The following is a 15,867-nucleotide window of genomic DNA, read 5'->3' as shown; positions in this document are numbered from 1 at the left end:
TCACCATGAAAAATACACTCATATTCATCCTAATTCTTGGACTATTGACCGCTTGCGGCAGCAAAACGACCGAAGAACAAACGGCGGCGGTGTCAACCAACGAAAACGCCATCAAACTCACCGATATTCAAATCAAAAATGCGGGAATTGTGACGGGCAGTTTAGAGCAAAAGCAAATCTCGTCGGTGCTGAAAGTCAACGGGAAGATTGAAGTGCCACCGCAAAATGTGATTTCCATCAGCGTACCGATGGGCGGTTATTTGAAAAACACAGATTTGTTGGTGGGAATGAACGTGCGCAAAGGGCAGCTTTTGGCCGTGATGGAAGACCAACAATACATTCAGCTTCAGCAAGACTATTTGACCGCCAAATCCAAAATCAATTTTCTGGAAAACGAGTACCTGCGCCAAAAAGACCTCAACCTGAGCAAAGCCAGCAGCGACAAGGTCTATCAGCAATCTGAAGCGGAGTTTAGAGGGCAGCGGGTATTGTTGAGTGCCTTGTCCGAAAAATTGAAATTGGCGGGTATTAACCCCGAGAAGTTGAGCGAAAACAACATTTCTCGCACCGTCACTATCTATTCGCCCATCAGCGGCTATGTGTCTAAAATCAACAGCAACATCGGTAAGTACGTCTCACCGACCGAAGTAATGTTTGAACTCATCAATCCGACCGATATTCACCTAGCGTTGAAAGTGTTTGAAAAAGACGTAGATAAGCTTTTTATCGGGCAAAAAATCCTGACTTTTACCAACACCCGCCCTGATAAAAAGTATGTTTCGGAAGTGATTATGATTGGCAAAGACCTTACCGCCGACCGAGTGAGCGAAGTGCAGTGCCATTTCAAAAACTACGACAAAGCCCTTATTCCAGGCACTTATATGAATGCCGAAGTAGAAGTCAAAAACAACAGCGCCTACGTACTGCCCGAAGACGCCATTGTACGCTACGAAGGCAAACACTATGCTTTTATCAAGAAGGCCACCAATGAATTTGAGATGAAAGAAGTGCAAATCGGCAACAATGAAAATGGTTTTACGGAACTGGTCAACCCCGATAAAACCAATCAAACCTTTGTGATAAAAGGAGCGTATGCCTTGCTGATGAGTCTTAAAAATAAGTCGGAGGAGTAATTAAATCCGACTTGCTGTCCGTTGGATTTTGCACAAATCCGTGCAAAATCCAACTATATTTTATGGGTCGCCCCACCCTTTTGAGCCTTTTGTCATCTTGTTTGAGATAGACGGATTGAGAACAATATTCATTCCTAAATACCGACTCCTATGATAAAAATAAGACTCTCCGAATAGATGATATGTTCATATGATTTATCACTAAACCTTATAATATTTTGCCGGAAAGTCAGCTCATAAAAGCCTGTTTGCGAGGAGAATCATTTGCTTATGAACGCCTCTATCAACGGTATGCCCCCAAAATGATGGTGGTATGCAAACGGTATGTGAGTGATTATGAAGACGCCAAAGATCTTTTGCAAGAAGGGTTTATGAAAGTTTTTCAGGAATTGCACCGCTTCCGCAATGAGGGGTCGTTTGAAGGTTGGATACGACGCATAATGGTCAATGTTTCACTTGAACATTATAAAAAGAATGTCAAGCCAAGTCGTCAATTGGATGATATTTCGCTGTTGAACGAACATTCCCAACCCATTGCCGACGAAGATATTGAAAGCCAGCTTTCAGCCGACGAATTATTACTTTTGGTACAAAGCTTGCCCCCGTCCTACCGGATGGTGTTCAACTTATACGTTTTTGAGGGATTCAAACACCAGGAAATCGCTAAGCAATTGGGTATTGGCGAAGGCACCTCTAAATCAAACTTGCAAGATGCCCGCCGACTGCTACAGAAGAAGATTTTGATGATGAACAAAGAAGCTAAAACCCGTTCGATATGAGCGAGCAAGAACCACACAAACTAGACGAAACCTTTCGTACGATGATTGAACGGATGTCGTTCGAACCACCCACAACCAATTTGGATACCATGCGGGCCAATGTGCTCCAAATGCAGTTGGGCCGACTCCAAACAGAAAATGGTTGGCTTAAAGCCGCCTTGGGCATAGTCATGCTGCTGTTGGGCAGCACGGGCTATGTATTGCTAAAAGAAAACGCCCCCGTACAGCAGAAGTCGGTAGTTCAGCAGATACTAAAAGTCAAACAAACCGACACCGTTTATATTACCCGAACGGAGCGGGTTTACATTCGGGTGCCCATTCCTGAATCCATCGACGACGGCCCTGATTTAGCTCAAAATCATCACGAAGAACCTGATAATCAATTTAATACTAACAAAAATCCTAAAACTTTACCGAATGAAGAAACCGCTACTTTACATCCTAAAATCGGAGTTCATAAAAATAGGTCATTCGATTCAAAAAATATTGTTAAAAATAATGAATCTGACAACCCTAAACACAGCATTTTCAATAGCCAACCTCTCTCCCAAAACCTAAATCGCCGAAAACAGGCTGGCAAAGTTGAATCTTACGGCCAAAATATGGCTAAAAACCAAGCCCTGACCGAAAACATCGTGCCACCGACAGCCGACCTAAAATATACGCCCGAGGCGTTAATGGGTGCAGAAAACAACTTACTGAATCTTGATTTCTTAGAGCCGTTGAATTATTCAAATGTACCGCACCTGAACATTCCCAAAATTCATTATAAATCTAAGAATCAATCAACTGCAAAACCTAAAAAACCTCGTCAGCCTTTCAGTGAGCGGCTTTCGTTATCGGCTTATTATGCCCCAGAGCTCAATAAACTTAATCTAAGAAGAGACAATATTGATGCTTTTGAGTTTGGTCACGAAAGTATTACAAGCACCCAAGTGGCTGGTATGCGTGTTGGCATTAAACTATCCGACAAACTAAACCTGTTAACGGGTCTGGAACACCAAACCATCCGCTTTGAACATTCTGGACTGAGTAAAGAAACCTTGATTGCTCAGGATATAAACGGTCAGCCCACATTTTTCAAAAAAACGGTCTTTGGCATTGCCCAAATCCCTGGAGATTCCTACACTTCCAACCCAGCGGTAGGCAGTAGAGTAGTGCTTGAAAGTGACGAAGATAATTTTGTGCAATTTTTACGCATTCCGTTGGCATTCAGTTATGATTTTTACCGTCAGAAACTGCACTGGTTTGAGCAAAGAAACACCAATTTAAAACTCTATGCCCTTGTTGGTGGCTACTGGGCCACCCCCACAAAGCAGCAAATGAAAGTTGAAATATATGAGCCAGACGGCCACGATTTTTATACAACACTTACCCATTTCCAAAATACAAGCGCAAATATTGGGTTGAATGTTGGGTTAGGAGCAGAAATACGTTATGGTCAACATTGGAGTGTATTTGGAGAACCCTACTATCAAACCGGAATTAAAAGTATGGTTCAAAATTTGCCTCTCCGGACGTTTGTGGGCGGATTTGGATGCCGTTTTGGGCTAAAATATCAATTGAAAAAATAAGAAATCCTTCTCTTTAAAAAGTACGCCATTGGTGGTTTTATCACCGCCAATACGTTTGCAGGTAAAAAACACCTCCAAAAGAAAAATCCCTCTTTTAAAAAGTGCCGACCAACAATGTTCGGCACTTTTTTTTGTGGATCACCCCACCTTTTCTTCAAAATTACCCTCTTACTGACGAAAACATGCAATCCCACGTAACCAGAATTTTAAAATGATTGACCAAGAAAAAATCAACCGTCATGCATTTTTGAAGAATTTAGGATTAAAAGGGGCCGCTCTTGTAGCTGTCTATTGTGCTGGAAATAGCCTCACAAGTTGCCAAAATGATTCAGCAGTAACTCCCTTAGCGGCAGATATTATACTTGACCTGAGCGACAGCAAATACTCCGCCCTCAAAGCCAATAATGGTTATGTGGTACTTTCCTCCCAAAATGTAGTGGTAGCTCGTACAGGTACCGACACTTATGTAGCTGTAACGCTCATCTGTAGCCACGAACAAAGGCGCGAAATCACCTATAGGTCAGGGGAGTTTTATTGCACTGCTCACGGAGCCCGTTTCGACAATACAGGAAAAGGACTGAACACTGAAGGTAAAAAAGGGCTGACTGTTTATCCCACTGCGCTCAATGGCACCACACTTACGGTAAAAGCCGCTTAACTATCATGCAGGCGTTCAGCCTGACACTTCTCTAACGCCTTAAAATGAAAAAATACCCACTTCTTCTACTGATTAGCTTTGTTGCGATTGTGGCACACGCCCAAGACGATTTGTTGGATGAGCTCAATAAAATTCAAAAGCCAGTTGTGAACTATACCTCGGCTACCTTCAAGTCAAGCCGTATCGTATCGGGGCATTCGATTGAAACCGTCGCGGCTAAGCACCTTGACTTCAGAATCTCACACCGATTCGGTGCGTTGAATTCGGGGTATCAGGAATTGTTTGGTCTGGATCAATCTCAAATTCGGTTAGGATTTGAATTTGGCCTTACTGACCGCCTCACAGTTGGCGTAGGGCGTAACAGCTACCAAAAAACCTATGATTATTATGCCAAGTACAAACTGTTGCGGCAAGCCTCAGGAGCCAAAGTAATGCCCGTCACCGTGGCATTGTTGGCGGCGGCCTACACCAATACGATGCCCTCTCAGCCCAATGCCCGTTTTTTTAACAATTTAGAACGCCAAACTTATTGTGGGCAATTGTTGATTGCCCGAAAATTTGGGGAGCGGGTTTCGTTGCAGCTTTCTCCTTCGATACTACACCGCAACAAAGTAGAAACCGAAAACGACGCCAACACTTTGTATAGCTTGGGCATGGGCGGCCGCTTCAAATTGACGCGCCGAACGTCTTTCAACGTAGAATATTACTACACTCCTACCTCGGCCGGTGAAATTTCCCTACGTGACCCACAGTTTAAAAATGCCCTTTCCATCGGCTTCGACATCGAAACGGGCGGCCACGTATTCCAACTGCATTTCACCAACTCCAAGGGAATGACCGAAAAATACCTCATCGGCCAAACCGAAGGAATGTGGCAAAACGGTGATATCTTCTACGGATTCAATGTATCAAGGGTCTTCAGTTTTGATAAAAGCGCCAAGAAAACACACAAATAATTGTATTCCAAAAATCAAACAATCATGAAAACAAGGCTTGTTATTTCATTGATTATCATACACTTTATTGCTTTTCAGGCAAAGGCGCAATTGTTTATGACGCAGGGGGGCGAAACGAGTTTTTTTTCCGAAACCCCTTTAGAGAATATTTCTGCCCTTAATAAACAGGTGGCGGCAATTATCAACACTTCGACGTCGGAAGTGGCCGTGAGAATTCAGAATGTAGCGTTTCACTTTCCCAATAAGCTCATGGAAGAGCACTTCAATGAAAATTACATGGAATCTGAAAAATATCCCAATTCGACGTTTAAAGGGAAGATTCAAGAAGTGATTGATTTCAAAAAAGAAGGGGTATATGATGTATCTGCCAAGGGCATTTTAGAGATGCACGGGGTAAAACAAGAACGAGTCATTAAGGGGAAACTAACGGTTGGAAAAGAGCAATTAACCTTTGTCGGTAACTTCGACGTAAAACTTGCTGACCATAAAATAGAAATCCCGACGTTGGTGATGGCCAAAATCGCCGAGTCGCTGACCGTCAAAAACCATTTTGTCTTTACCCAAAAAAAATAAAGCCATGGAACCACTTAAATTTCTCCTCTTTATTGGCATTATCGGGGTGCTTGGCTCCTGCCTTTACGAAAAACCTACCCCCGAAACCACGTCAACCACTACACCCGACCCGGCCAATCCCTCAAATGGTACAAATACTGCTACGGGTATCGCCCTGACCTGCACGATTGTTCCAAACACGACGGCAAGTGACCAAGTCTGTTTCAATACCCAAATCCTTCCGCTGATTGTGAGCAATTGCGCCACAAGCGGCTGCCATGATGCCAAAAGTAAGGAAGACGGATATGAATTAACGAGCTATAAAACCATCACTAGCAAAGGCATCAATATCAGCAAGCCCCTCAGCAGCAAGCTATACCAAGTAATGATTGATACAGGAAAAGACCGAATGCCCCCTTCTGCGCCTCTCTCCAAGGCCCAAACCGACTTGTTTCTTAAATGGATTCAACAAGGCGCGAAGGAAACAATCTGCAATGTAAGCGTGGATACGACCAATGTAACCTTCTCAAAATCAGTGAAGCCCCTGTTGGACACCTATTGTGTGGGTTGCCACAAAACAGGTGCTGCCTCAGGAAGTGTACTATTAGACAGTTATACAGGGGTAAAAATTTACGTTGACAACCAACGACTTTTTGGCACAATGAGTTCGCAACAAGGCTACTCACCCATGCCCCCGACTGGAAAATTGACGGATTGCCAATTATTAGTAGTCCAAAAATGGATTTTGCAAGGGGCGAAGAATGACTAAAATGTTTTCGATTCCTCTTTATCCACATTCAAAATTATTTATATATTCCCCTTCCGCATTTCCTTCACGGCATAATCGACCGCCCGGGCCGTCAGGGCCATGTAGGTCAGGGATGGATTTTGGGTGGCTGTTGAAGTCATACAACCGCCGTCGGTCACGAATACATTTTTGCAGGCGTGCATTTGGTTCCATTTATTGAGCATCGACGTCTTGGGGTCTTTGCCCATCCGGATACCACCCATTTCGTGGTTTTCGTTGCCTGGCACGCGCTTCGTGTCTATCGTTTTGATATTGGTGAAGCCTGCTTTGGTGAACATTTCGGTAAATTGCTCGTAAAAATCCTTTACCATTTTCATGTCATTGTCATCAAAATCGACCGACATACGCAACTGCGGAATACCCCAATCGTCTTTCAGATTCGGGTCAAGGCGTACATGATTGCTTTCTTTGGCCAGCACCTCACCCATCATATTGGCACTGATATTCCAGCCCTCTTCGGAGGGTTTGGACAGCTGGTCTTTGAGTTCCTCCCCAAACATTCCATCGGTCGGAACACCCAATTTAGACGAGCCCATCGAAGCCGCATAGCCCCTCAAAAAGTCCGTTTCTTGTTTATAGACATTCCTAAAACGCGGCACATAAGCACCGTTTGGCCGTTTGCCCTCGGTGGTGGTATCGTGAAAACCGTCGTATTCGGCAGAAACTCGACCACGGTAGTTATGGAATCCAATGTATTTTCCCAACACGCCGCTGTCGTTGCCGAAACCATTAGGAAAACGATTCGAGGTTGAATTAAGCAGAATCAAATTGGAGTTCAGCGCCGAGGCATTCAGAAAGATGATTTTGGCGTAGTATTCGGTCATCTCCTTCGTGTTGGCATCTATTACCCGCACCCCCGTTGCCCGTTGTTTTTGTTCATCGTAAATGATTGAATGCACCACCGAATGCGTTTTCAGGGTCATTTTGCCTGTTCGCTCCGCCCACGGCAAAGTAGACGCATTGGTGCTAAAATACCCGCCGTACGGGCAACCGCGCTCACAAAGCACCCGGTGTTGGCACTTAGCCCGGCCTTGTTGGTAATGAATCGGCTTGGGATCGGTGAGATTGGCCGTACGACCGATGATGATATGACGGTCGGTGTAGTTTTTAGCGACCTGTTGACTAAAATGTTTTTCGACACAACTCATTTCGTGCGGCGTCAAAAACTCCCCGTCGGGTAGGTTAGGCAAACCGTCTTTGTTGCCCGAAATACCCGCAAATTTCTCAACGTAGCTGTACCAAGGCGCAATGTCATCGTAGCGAATGGGCCAGTCCACCGCAAAACCGTCACGAGCGGGGCCTTCAAAATCAAAATCCGACCAGCGCTGTGTTTGCCTCGCCCACAGCAACGAGCGTCCGCCCACTTGATAGCCGCGCATCCACGAAAACGGTTTCTCTTGCACAAACGGGTGCTCAAAATCTTTCACCACAAAGTGCAGCGTTTCTTCTTTAAATATATAATGACCGCTCGACGCGGGGCTTTTTTGTTTCAATTCAAGCGGCACTTGACCCAAATGCGGAAATTCCCACGGATTTTTCATCGCCGTTGGATAATCTGTAATGTGCTTTACATCGCGCCCACGCTCCAAAACGAGCGTGCGCAATCCTTTTCCGGTCAGTTCTTTGGCGGCCCAGCCTCCGCTGATACCGGTACCGATGACGATGGCGTCGAAGCGATTCGTCGCACCGGTGCGTTCTTTGATGGAATCTATGTTAAAGTAAGACATAAACTAATGGTGTAATGGCTTTTCTTTAAAAGAAAACTAAATTTTGAATTACTGTTATTTGAATTAAAATATTGAAACACGATTGGGTTGAAGTTTGCCTATATTTGAAAGGAAGCCTTTATTTATCAAAGTCTCGTTTTATGCTTTTAGACAACGAAAACCAAAATAAGAAAGTCTATGAGTGGATTGCCGAATATACAGCCCAAGGAAAAAGAATCATTGAAGGCAAGAAAAACGGCGAGGATACGAGTGCGTGAGAGGCTGAGATAGACGCACTCGTGTATGCCCTCTACGGGCTGTCGGTGGAGGAGATAGCGGTGGTAGAGGGGCGCGCTAAACCTCACAGGTTTTCAAAACAGGTGAGGTTTAATCTGTATCTTTGCAGCACCTAAAAAGCAAAAACCATGATTACCAAATTTGAAGACTTAGACCTAACCCAGCAATACAGCTACGCCGATTATCTGACGTGGCAGTTTCAGGAGCGTTTGGAACTAATCAAGGGCTATGTTTACAAAATGTCGCCCGCCCCAGCACGAAAGCATCAACAGATAGTCTGGAATGTATCGGGTATTTTTTGGGAGAAATTCAAAAAAGGACCCTGCAAAGTATATCAGGCACCTTTTGATGTGCGCTTACCAAAAAAAGGGGCAATCAGCGATAAGCAAACCTTTACGGTAGTACAACCCGACCTGTGTGTTATTTGCGACCTCGAAAAGCTCGACGACCGTGGCTGCGTAGGTGCCCCCGATTTGGTGGTAGAGATTCTTTCGCCAGGCAATACAAAAAAAGAAATGAAGCAAAAATTTGATGCCTACCAAGAAGCAGGGGTTAAAGAATATTGGCTCGTTCAGCCCGACGACCGTAACGTTTTTCAGTACGTATTAAACGAAGAAGGGATTTACATTGGCCTACACCCTCTCACCGACGAAGATACACTTATCTCACGCGTTTTTCCTGATTTTGAGATTGAATTGGCCGCCATATTTGACTGATTTCTGCGGGCCATCAGTCGGGCCATCTTCAAAAACATCCATTCATCAAGCCCCTTTTCCGTTGGTTATAATCCCCTTGGCAAGTTTCAACAGCACCCCTACATTTGACCCATCAAAACAGCCAAGAATAATCAACAAAGCATTAAAATACTGAAATAGCCATGGAAACAAACAGATTATATCGCATTACTAATCAATCAGTTATCGGGGGAGTTGCTGCTGGAATGGCGCATCATTTCGGGATAGACCGCGCACTGGTACGCATCCTGTTTGTGCTGGCTTTTTTCTTTACCGCAGGCTTTCCTACTGTCATGATTTACATCATTTTATGGGCAGTACTGCCGACCGCCATTAAAGAATCAACGGATACGAGCGTGATTCGTATCTAGGGGTTGAAGTGAAACAGTGTTTGCAAATGAATGCCGACTTTGGAGAGGGTCGGCATTTTTTTTGTGCCAAGGGATACTCACATCCCGAGCCAAAAGCGGGTTTGAGAACCCGCCTGCACTACTGCTTCTCCTGCTCAATCAGGGTCTGTACCCAACGAAAGCCCACAAAAGCCGCCAGCATACACCCAATAATAACACACCAAAGGGCATAATAGCCGTAAGTGGCGGCAATTTGCCCGCCCAACACCGGAGCAGCCACTTGGGCAATGGCGTAGCACATGGAATACAATGCCGAATACTGCCCTCTGTTTTGCGGGGTAGAGCGCTCCATTGTGAAAGAGTTCATGAACGGCATAGCCAACATTTCGCTGAGTGTGATGATCATTACAGCAATCGGCAAAATCCAGACAAAACCTTGAAAAACAATGAATAACAAATAGCTAAACCCGCAAAAAAGCACCCCCCAACTGATAAAGGTGAGTTTAGGACGTAACGGCTCAATGTAGTAAATCAAAATCATTTCAAAGGCCGCTACCAGCAGTCCGTTGGCCCCGAGAAGCAAGCCAATGTAAAATTCGTTGACGTGCAGTTCTGTCTTCCAAAATACAGGTACAATGCTGAAAAACTGCATAAATCCAATAGCAAACAGAATGGTAAACACCGCAAAACGCATATAAATACCATCCCGAAAAGCCGATTGAGCCGGTACCGTTACGGCATCTTTGTCGTACTCGGCAGCGTGGGTTTTGTCCCGATTTTTAACCAATAAAGCCAGCACCACTGCCGCCGAAATATTGGTAATGCCATCAGCGATGAATAAATATTTGTAGCCAATGGTAGCAAAAAAACCACCCAGCGCCGGCCCAATGGCCCAACCGATATTGATGGCCAAACGGTTGATGGCATACGCCCGCGTGCGATTTTCGGGCGTGCTGTAAAAGGCAATAGAAGTAGAATTGGCGGGGCGAAAAGCTTCTCCCACCAGACTCAAACAAAACGTAGAGACGCATAAAGCGGGCAGCGTACGCATTTGCATCAGCACAAAAAACATCAAACCGCCCAACGCCAAACTTGCCATTTGAACGTAGTAATGCCCTACTTTATCGGTCAGTTTACCGCCGAAATACGTCCCCAATATCCCACCAGCCCCCGCACAACTCACTACCAAACCGGCATTGGGCAGGCTGAAATGAAGGGCTTGGGTCAAGTATACGCTCATGAAGGGAATCACCATCGTACCCGAACGATTGATGAACATCACAAAGGCCAAAAGCCAGATTTCGCGGGAGATACCGCCGTAGGCATTTCGATAAAGTGTGGCTGTTTTCTGTAACATAATGCGGCAAAGTTAACGGTCAGCAGATTTAAAACCGACTGACCGTTAAAAATCTGTTGCTGCTGCCCTGTTTGGTGAAAACACCAAACAGCACAACCGCGAAGTCTGACCAGCGAAGGGATGTTGGTGTTTTTCCACCAACATCGGCTTAAATGCAATTAAAATAATGGGATTAGCATAAATCTATACCCGTCCGACGGTTTTGAACGGAAACGGCCACTCCGTCAGACGGATAGCAGAACGCTACAACGAAACGCCTCGTTTCCAGGGGATAAAATCATCTTGAGCCAAACGTTGGGCGTGGGTAAGTTTGCCACTCGCTACCTGAATGATTTCTTCCAACAACGCATCGGCATTTTGGGCAATGGTTTGTTCGCCCGTCACGACGGGGCCGCAGTCAAAATCAATCACATCTGACATTTTTTGGGCCAAAGTAGAGTTGGTAGACACTTTCATGACGGGACAAATCGGGTTGCCCGTGGGAGTTCCCAAACCGGTCGTAAACAAAATTACGGTGGCGCCGGCGGCTGTTTTACCAGTGGTGGCTTCAACGTCATTGCCGGGCGTGCAAACAAGTTGCAGTCCTTTTTCGGATGATATTTCGGTATAATTGGTCACGTCCTGAATCGGGGCCGAGCCGCCTTTTTTGGCCGCACCCGCTGATTTGATGGCATCGGTAATGAGCCCATCTTTGATATTGCCGGGCGAAGGATTGAACGCAAATGCCGACCCGACCGCATCGGCCTTGCCCGAATAATCGCGCATAAGTCTTTCAAACTTGGCCGCTTTTTCTTCCGTAACGCAACGGTTTAACAACTCCTGCTCCACGCCGTGGAGTTCAGGAAACTCAGCCAGTAACGTTTTTCCACCCAAGGCCACCAAAATATCCGAGACTTGACCTAAAACGGGATTGGCCGAAATGCCCGAGAAACCGTCCGAGCCGCCGCATTTCAAACCCACGACCAGCTCGGTAATGGGCACGTCTTCGCGCTCGTGTTTGTCGGCTTTGATGAGGCCCAAAAACGTCTGTTTTATGGCCATCGACATCATCTGTGCTTCGGTGCCCTGCTGTTGTTCAAAAATGTACAACGGTTTATCAAAATAAGGGCTGCGCTTGTGAATTTCGTCCATCAAAATCTTCTCTTCGGAGTTTTGACAACCCAAACTCAACACCGTAATTCCAGCCACATTGGGGTGCACCGCATATGATGCAAACAACGAGCACAGGGTATGCGCATCCTGCCGCGTACCACCGCAACCGCCTTCGTGCGTAAGGAATTTGATGCCATCGACGTTTTTGAAAGGTCTTTTTGTCATGCCAGAGGCATCTGTACTTGGAGCAGCAACGCTAACAAAAGGCTCAATTTTCTTTAGGACATCCATTTGCCCGTTTTGGTACAAATGCAAAAATTCCCGCACCTGATCGCGGTAAAGATCGGGTTGGGCATAGCCCAATTCGCGTTCAAAAGCATCTTTCAGCGTCAACACGTTGCGGTTCTCGCAAAATACCAGCGGTATTACTAACCAATAATTATACGTCCCCACTTTGCCATCCGAACGACGGTAGCCTTTAAACGTCCTGCCTACCCACTTGCTCACATCAGGCGGAGTCCAACTGTAAGGTTGGCGCTTGGCTGTACTGTAAGGCTCGGAATCATGTTTTAAATTATAAGTCGTAACGGGTTCCCCGCGCTTGATGGGTTGCGAAGCACGACCCACCAACACACCATACATCATGACGGCATCGCCGATGGCTAGGTCTTGGGTAACAAATTTATGTTTGGCGTAAACGGTATAGGGTAACAGGTAGCTTTCGCCCTCAAAATCAACGACTTCTCCCGCCGGCAAATCGCGCAGGGCCACAATAACGTTATCGTTGGAGTTTACTTTTAAGACTTTATGTAACATATCAAATAAGTTATGGGAAAAAGCGATAAATCTCTTTTCGGGGTAAAATTCGGGCAAATACGAGTACATCACCTTCAAAATAAAGGCCAATGCGGTAGTCACCTATCCGGATTCTGTAGGCATTTTTATAACCCGAAAGTTTTTTGAGATTGGGGATATTTTGAAGTGTTTTGGCTTCTCTGACTGACAATACCACTTCTTGAAGCAATAATCTTAGGGCTTCAGGCAACTTTTGGGCATCTCTCAAATAGGCATTCTCATAGTCGTATTTCATGCGGTTATTTCTGAAAAAGCCATTTTTCAAAGTCTTCTTTCTCTTTCTCAGTAGCTCGCCCTTCTTTCTTTCCCTCCTCCATTGCCAAATACAGGGCAGTATCCTCTTCTTCTTCCGTAAGCTCGCGTTGCTTTATTTCAATATCCAATGCTTTAAGTACACTCATCAAAGCCTTCTTTTGTTTTAATGTGACTTCAATGTCCAGCATAAGACGTTGTTTTCGGAGAGTTGCTGTTGCAGCCATTGCCTTTTGTTTTTTTGGTAAATTTAGAGAGATTATGACTTCTATCAAAAGCGATTCAGCGTTTTGTGTTTACTTTTGCGCTACCAATCTTGATGTAAGATTCCCATAATCTCAAATCCAATCACAATAATGGAATACCGTATCGAAAAAGACACCATGGGCAAGGTAGAAGTACCGGCTCACGTGTATTGGGGCGCGCAAACCCAGCGCTCTATCATGAATTTCCCGATTGCGCAAGATATTAACAAAATGCCCAAAGAAATCATTCGGGCGTTTGCATACCTGAAAAAAGCCGCCGCCATCACCAATTTTGAGGCAGGAATCCTTCCCGAAGACAAGAAAAACTTGATTGCCAAAGTATGTGACGAAATTTTGGACGGTAAACTCAACGACCAATTTCCGTTGGTGGTGTGGCAAACTGGCTCCGGAACTCAGTCCAACATGAACTGTAATGAGGTGATTGCCTACCGCGCACACGTCATCAATGGCGGGTCGCTTTTGGATGAAAAGAAATACTTGAACCCCAACGACGACGTCAACAAATCGCAATCGTCGAATGATACTTTCCCAACCGCGATGCACATTGCGGCGTATCAGATTTTGAGCGAAATCACCATTCCGGGCATTGAAAAACTTCGTGATACGCTCCAAGCCAAGTCGGAAGCTTTCAAAGATGTCGTAAAAATCGGTCGTACCCACTTTATGGACGCTACACCGCTGACCCTCGGTCAGGAATTTTCGGGCTATGTGTCACAATTGAACCACGGACTTCGTGCCATTAAAAACACCTTAGCTCACTTGTCGGAGTTGGCGTTGGGCGGTACGGCGGTTGGTACGGGTATCAATACACCCAAAGGTTATTCAGAAAATGTAGCGGCACATATTGCGGCGTTGACGGGCTTGCCTTTCATTACGGCTGAGAACAAATTTGAAGCCCTTGCTGCCCACGATGCCATCGTTGAAGCGCACGGTGCCTTGAAAACCGTGGCGGTAAGTTTGATGAAAATCGCCAATGACGTTCGGATGCTCTCGTCGGGCCCGCGTGCGGGTATCGGCGAAATTCACATTCCCGACAACGAACCGGGCAGCTCTATCATGCCGGGCAAAGTAAACCCCACGCAGTGCGAAGCCATGACCATGGTGGCCTGTCAGGTGATGGGCAACGACGTAGCCATCAACATCGGCGGCTCCAACGGTCACTTTGAGTTGAACGTGTTCAAGCCGGTGATGATCTATAACTTCCTGCACTCGGCCCGTTTGATCGGCGATGTGTGCGTGGCGTTCAATGACAAATGTGCGGTAGGTATCGAGCCATTGACCGAAAATATCCGCAAACACGTCAATAATTCACTGATGTTGGTAACGGCACTGAACCCCAAAATCGGATATTACAACGCGGCCGCAATTGCCCAAGACGCGCACAAGCGCGGCATTACGCTCAAACAGGCTTCTCTCGAATTTGAATTGAAAGGCTTGGATTTCACACACATGACGTCCGAGCAGTTTGACGAATGGGTTCGTCCTGAAGATATGGTGGGTGGATTGAAGTAAGGACTTATTAGAACCGAAAAAGTTTGAATGTAAAATTTTAAATGTAAAAGTTTGGTTCTTTTCCCTGAGAAGTCGGCTACAAACGCAGCCGACTTCCTTTTGTTTTTATCAAAGTATATACAAGTTTGTATATATACAAATTTGTATATGTCCTATTTTTCCGCAGTCGCTTGGCTCTGAATACGGAATCGCCCGAGCCGTGACGACTGCTAACAGACCTCAGGGCTTACCGTTATTTGCTTTGCCGGTGTTGCAAAATGCTTGCAATGACGTATCGCTTGCCTCGCACCCTTTTCAATATCCTTTTGGTTGGAATGATGGCCCATTTGAATGTTCTTGAATATCGGCGGTTGGTAGGGTATTTTCGGTTGGGCGTGAGGTTGTTGAAAACAAGCGCCACCACCAGAAGGATGAACACCCCCGAAGCGACGGGCGTCAGCACAAACCAATAACCAAGGTCTTTTACTTTTTCTGAACCAATGACTGCGATCAACGCCGTAGCCCCACCAGGCGGGTGCAACGTCTTGGTGATTTGCATACTGATGATAGACAGCCCTACCGCAAGCGGAGCCGTAAGCCAGATGATATTGGGGAAAAGTTGGTAGATGGTGACCCCCAACAACGCCGAAATGAGATGCCCGCCCACCAGATTGCGGGGTTGGGCCAACGGACTTTGGATGGCACCGAAAATGAGTACCGCAGACGCCCCAAACGAGCCAATTAAAAACAAATTGTCCGTTTCGGAGAGGGCGCTTTGTAGAAAAGCGATCAGGCCTACCCCCAAAAAAGCGCCGGCAAATGACCAAAAATTTTCTACCGAATCAACGAGCGTTTCTTTATAAACGATGTACTTGGCTATTACTAAAGCCGAAGATATTTTGTAACTATCTGATTATAGGATATTTGGATGTCAATCCATCGAATCATTATTTCAATATATTCAGTGCATAAGCGTATAAAATTATCATTTGCGTTTTTGAGACCTC

General features: G+C 45.6%; 16 protein-coding genes. 10 read left to right on the top strand and 6 right to left on the bottom strand.

Translation table 11 applies throughout. The features are described 5' to 3' along the window. Positions 1–5: 5 nt before the first annotated feature. From DVG78_RS27530 to DVG78_RS27500, 7 genes are all read left to right on the top strand, one after another. On the top strand, positions 6–1,133 hold the full coding sequence (locus DVG78_RS27530) for an efflux RND transporter periplasmic adaptor subunit (RefSeq protein ID WP_114464231.1): 1,128 nt from the start codon (positions 6–8) through the stop codon (positions 1,131–1,133). A gap of 218 nt (positions 1,134–1,351) precedes the next feature. Further along, entirely contained in the window at positions 1,352–1,912 is a 561-nt protein-coding gene (locus DVG78_RS27525; protein WP_114464230.1) for an RNA polymerase sigma factor, read from the top strand. Beyond that, positions 1,909–3,486: a putative outer membrane beta-barrel protein gene (locus DVG78_RS27520; protein ID WP_114464229.1), complete on the top strand. Its 1,578-nt coding sequence runs from the start codon at positions 1,909–1,911 to the stop codon at positions 3,484–3,486. Before DVG78_RS27525 ends, DVG78_RS27520 begins: the two co-directional genes overlap by 4 nt. A gap of 211 nt (positions 3,487–3,697) precedes the next feature. After that, a complete protein-coding gene (locus DVG78_RS27515; RefSeq protein ID WP_114464228.1) occupies positions 3,698–4,144 on the top strand; it encodes a QcrA and Rieske domain-containing protein in 447 nt (148 codons plus the stop codon). 44 nt (positions 4,145–4,188) lie between these two features. Then, positions 4,189–5,100 (top strand): DUF5777 family beta-barrel protein, encoded by a 912-nt coding sequence (locus DVG78_RS27510; protein ID WP_114464227.1) that lies wholly within the window; start codon positions 4,189–4,191, stop codon positions 5,098–5,100. A gap of 24 nt (positions 5,101–5,124) precedes the next feature. Further along, positions 5,125–5,673 (top strand): YceI family protein, encoded by a 549-nt coding sequence (locus DVG78_RS27505; RefSeq protein ID WP_114464266.1) that lies wholly within the window; start codon positions 5,125–5,127, stop codon positions 5,671–5,673. Positions 5,674–5,677: 4 nt separating this feature from the next. Further along, the gene (locus DVG78_RS27500) at positions 5,678–6,421 is read left to right on the top strand and encodes a hypothetical protein (protein ID WP_114464226.1); all 744 of its coding nucleotides are present in this window, start codon (positions 5,678–5,680) and stop codon (positions 6,419–6,421) included. A 38-nt stretch (positions 6,422–6,459) separates the two neighbouring features. Here DVG78_RS27500 and DVG78_RS27495 read toward each other — a convergent pair whose 3' ends face one another. Next, the gene (locus tag DVG78_RS27495) at positions 6,460–8,187 is read right to left on the bottom strand and encodes a GMC oxidoreductase (RefSeq protein ID WP_114464225.1); all 1,728 of its coding nucleotides are present in this window, start codon (positions 8,185–8,187) and stop codon (positions 6,460–6,462) included. Positions 8,188–8,591: 404 nt separating this feature from the next. Between DVG78_RS27495 and DVG78_RS27485 the strand changes: the two genes are divergently transcribed. Both DVG78_RS27485 and DVG78_RS27480 read left to right on the top strand, forming a co-directional pair. Then, positions 8,592–9,179, top strand: a complete 588-nt coding sequence (locus tag DVG78_RS27485) for a Uma2 family endonuclease (protein WP_114464223.1) — start codon at positions 8,592–8,594, stop codon at positions 9,177–9,179. A gap of 161 nt (positions 9,180–9,340) precedes the next feature. Beyond that, positions 9,341–9,568: a PspC domain-containing protein gene (locus DVG78_RS27480; protein WP_114067049.1), complete on the top strand. Its 228-nt coding sequence runs from the start codon at positions 9,341–9,343 to the stop codon at positions 9,566–9,568. Between the two features lie 118 nt (positions 9,569–9,686). On the opposite strand, the gene DVG78_RS27475 is transcribed toward DVG78_RS27480, so the two are convergent. The 4 genes from DVG78_RS27475 to DVG78_RS27460 form a co-directional block, all read right to left on the bottom strand. Next, positions 9,687–10,904, bottom strand: coding sequence for an MDR family MFS transporter (locus tag DVG78_RS27475; RefSeq protein WP_114464222.1), 1,218 nt, complete (start codon positions 10,902–10,904; stop codon positions 9,687–9,689). 243 nt (positions 10,905–11,147) lie between these two features. After that, the gene (locus DVG78_RS27470; RefSeq protein WP_114464221.1) at positions 11,148–12,812 is read right to left on the bottom strand and encodes a UxaA family hydrolase; all 1,665 of its coding nucleotides are present in this window, start codon (positions 12,810–12,812) and stop codon (positions 11,148–11,150) included. 10 nt (positions 12,813–12,822) lie between these two features. After that, positions 12,823–13,086, bottom strand: a complete 264-nt coding sequence (locus tag DVG78_RS27465) for a type II toxin-antitoxin system RelE family toxin (RefSeq protein WP_114464220.1) — start codon at positions 13,084–13,086, stop codon at positions 12,823–12,825. Positions 13,087–13,090: 4 nt separating this feature from the next. Next, positions 13,091–13,378 (bottom strand): hypothetical protein, encoded by a 288-nt coding sequence (locus tag DVG78_RS27460; protein ID WP_147277189.1) that lies wholly within the window; start codon positions 13,376–13,378, stop codon positions 13,091–13,093. Positions 13,379–13,459: 81 nt separating this feature from the next. On the opposite strand from DVG78_RS27460, the gene fumC reads away from it, so the two are divergent. After that, the gene (gene fumC, locus DVG78_RS27455) at positions 13,460–14,881 is read left to right on the top strand and encodes a class II fumarate hydratase (RefSeq protein WP_114464218.1); all 1,422 of its coding nucleotides are present in this window, start codon (positions 13,460–13,462) and stop codon (positions 14,879–14,881) included. 232 nt (positions 14,882–15,113) lie between these two features. On the opposite strand, the gene DVG78_RS27450 is transcribed toward fumC, so the two are convergent. Next, positions 15,114–15,740: an HPP family protein gene (locus tag DVG78_RS27450; RefSeq protein ID WP_229598334.1), complete on the bottom strand. Its 627-nt coding sequence runs from the start codon at positions 15,738–15,740 to the stop codon at positions 15,114–15,116. Positions 15,741–15,867 lie beyond the last annotated feature (127 nt).

Origin of the sequence: Runella aurantiaca (assembly GCF_003339505.1) — a bacterium.
In the GTDB taxonomy this organism is placed as follows: domain Bacteria; phylum Bacteroidota; class Bacteroidia; order Cytophagales; family Spirosomataceae; genus Runella; species Runella aurantiaca.
The sequence above is the reverse complement of the archived record's forward strand: the minus strand, read 5'-3'. Positions and strand labels throughout refer to the sequence as shown.